3 protein-coding genes and 1 pseudogene are annotated in these 2,390 nt (G+C 65.7%); all 4 read right to left on the bottom strand.

All coding sequences use genetic code 11. The annotated features are described in order from the left end of the window. The coding region (locus AHiyo1_RS26090) for an RskA family anti-sigma factor (protein ID WP_445286179.1) at positions 1-391 on the bottom strand (391 nt) is incomplete at its 3' end. A gap of 1 nt (position 392) precedes the next feature. Continuing rightward, the gene (gene sigK, locus AHiyo1_RS02675) at positions 393-989 is read right to left on the bottom strand and encodes an ECF RNA polymerase sigma factor SigK (protein WP_059387527.1); all 597 of its coding nucleotides are present in this window, start codon (positions 987-989) and stop codon (positions 393-395) included. A 227-nt stretch (positions 990-1,216) separates the two neighbouring features. Continuing rightward, positions 1,217-1,684, bottom strand: a complete 468-nt coding sequence (locus tag AHiyo1_RS02680) for a tRNA (cytidine(34)-2'-O)-methyltransferase (protein WP_059387528.1) — start codon at positions 1,682-1,684, stop codon at positions 1,217-1,219. Positions 1,685-1,728: 44 nt separating this feature from the next. Further along, positions 1,729-2,390 (bottom strand): annotated as a pseudogene (locus AHiyo1_RS02685) (molecular chaperone DnaJ); the annotation flags it as partial.

The following is a 2,390-nucleotide window of genomic DNA, read 5'->3' on the forward strand; positions in this document are numbered from 1 at the left end:
CGGGGGCAACGTGCGTTGCGGTTCCAGTCGACACTTCGGGAACCGACGACGGCGCGGACGCTGTGCCGGTTTGTGCAGTTCGTGGTTGTTCCGGGAGCTGCCGCAGGATGTCCTGCAAGAGCCCGGGCCGCGGTTCGGCCTCGTCGGCGAAGGAAGCGGTGAGGGCTTCGCGTGACTGCCGGACCCGTTCGAGGAATGCCGAGCGTTCAGGCGCCGTGGCAATGTAGTTGTCGATTTCAGCACGCTCGGCGTCGCTCAAGGCGTCGAGGGCATAGATCTCGGCAAGCTCCAAGACGCGGCCTTCGGCGAGGTCAGTGGCTATATCGGTGGCAAACATCCTGCGGAGGCCTTCCTTCCCGAAGTTCCGTTTGTTGTCATCGTGTTCGGTCATGTCAGCTCACCCCCAGGCAAGTCTTGAGTCGGAGAAGTCCATCGCGGATGCGGGACTTGATGGTCGGAATCGCGGCACCGAGTTGTTCGGCGACCTCCCGGTAGGTGAGCCCGCCATAGTAGGCGAGCCGTACGGATTCCAATTGCGTTTCCGTCAGGGTGCCGAGGCAACGGGTGACGGCCTCGGCTTCAAGCCGGCTGCTGGCTTCTTCTTCCACTGAATCGTGGTCAAGGAGTTGGCTCGCGGCGCCGTATTTCGCTTCCCGGTCCGTGGCGGACTGGGCCGAGCGGACGCGGTCGATAGCGCGCCGGTGGGTGATGGTCATGAGCCACGCGAGCGGGCTGCCGGCCTCGGGATCGAACTTGGCCGCGTTCTGCCAGACCTGGATGAACACTTCCTGGGTGGTATCTTCGCTCAGGCCGGCATCCACTAGCACTCGCTTGGCCATGCCGAAGACCCGCCGCGCAGTGAGGCGGTAGAACTCGCTGAAGGCGACCCGGTCGCCGTCGGCCATCAACCCCAGCAACTCCGCAAGCTGCGCATTCGAGCCGGCAATCAGGCCGGGGGCCTCGGGGCCTCCCACATTCGGTGTATCCATCACCGTCCAGCATAGGTTGCTCGTGACCCTGGCAGTACCAGAAGCACTGCGGGTCTTGAGAGTAGTCACCTGTGCCCCTTCCGCGGCCGTCGCCCACCGGCCCTGCTTCGCAGGCCAGCTGCCTGCCCAGGCTGTTGGCCTGCATAGGGTATTCGGCGCAGGGGGAGCTTTGGATGGGTGACCCGCGGAGGTGACCCAGTGGATGTCCGGGCGGACGAGCAGGCCCGCTAGAGCTTCGCGCCCGCAAAACCGTGTTGGCGCCAGGCTTCATACACCGCGATAGAGGCAGCGTTGGCAAGGTTCAGCGAGCGCAGGGACGGCAGCATGGGGAGCCGGACGCGGGCCGTGACGTGCGGGTCCTGCTTCAGCCAGTCCGGAAGCCCGACGGACTCGGGTCCGAACATCAGGACATCGCCCTCCTCGTAAGCGATGTCCGTATAGGAGGATTCGCCGTCGGACGTGAACGCGAAGACGCGCTCGGGCTGCAAAGCCGCCCATGCGGCCTCGATGTCCTTGTGCACCGTGACCACCGCCAGGTCGTGGTAGTCGAGTCCTGCTCGGCGCAGCTTCGCGTCGGAGAAGTCGAAGCCCAACGGCTCCACGAGGTGGAGCTCTGCGCCGGTGATGGCGGCGAGCCGGATGGCGTTTCCCGTGTTGCCCGGGATTTCAGGGGTGTGGAAGAGGATGCGGAACACGTATCAATCCTAGCCAGCGAAAATACGGGGTGGCTCCTGCGGGCTCAGTGCATGCCGCGGAGCAACCGGGCAAGAACCGGGACAACCACGGTGTTGGGCACGGGGCCCGAACTCAGGAACTGCTTGAGGCCGCGGGCCAAACCGGAGGCGTTGACGATTTGCACCGAACCGAAGTCCCCGTCCTGGCGCCGGTAGTGGTCGATGACCGGCTCGTGGGGGTTGCCGTCCGGGCTGTGGACGACTACCCAACGTTACATTCAGTTCGGGGAAGATCTCCTGCATGTGGCGAACGATCAGCTCGAGCTGGGGCGGTGGCACCGAACGTCCGCCGTGCTTGAGCGCCACCCCGTCCCAGGCATAGGCGCCCTTGGGCAGCAGCATGGAACCGATGAGCGCCAGGCGGTAGCCGGCGAGGAGGGCGTGGTCGATGTGGCTGTCGTCCGAGGGGGAGCGGAGCCCGTTGACGAGCCGGGCCGACGGGATGGCAGGCAGGATCTGGCGGCTGATGAGCTGGACTGTCCGCATTTCGCGCTGAATGCGGGCTTCGGCCCCGAAGATTCCACGCTTCCGGGGAATCCCGTGGATCTGCAAGGCGGCCTCGCCCTTGGAGAGCAGGGGCACCTCGTGGGGATCATCGAAGGGCGGGACATAGACGGGGGCGTCGCCGGCCGTGTTGCGCGGGGTGTTCGGCCTGTGGACGCCGGTG

This window comes from Arthrobacter sp. Hiyo1, assembly GCF_001263615.2.
Taxonomy (GTDB): Bacteria; Actinomycetota; Actinomycetes; order Actinomycetales; family Micrococcaceae; genus Arthrobacter.

Bases quoted from the DNA above. Each gene is read 5' to 3' on its own strand.
- sigK (WP_059387527.1), bottom strand. From the start codon at position 989: ATGGATACACCGAATGTGGGAGGCCCCGAGGCCCCCGGCCTGATTGCC.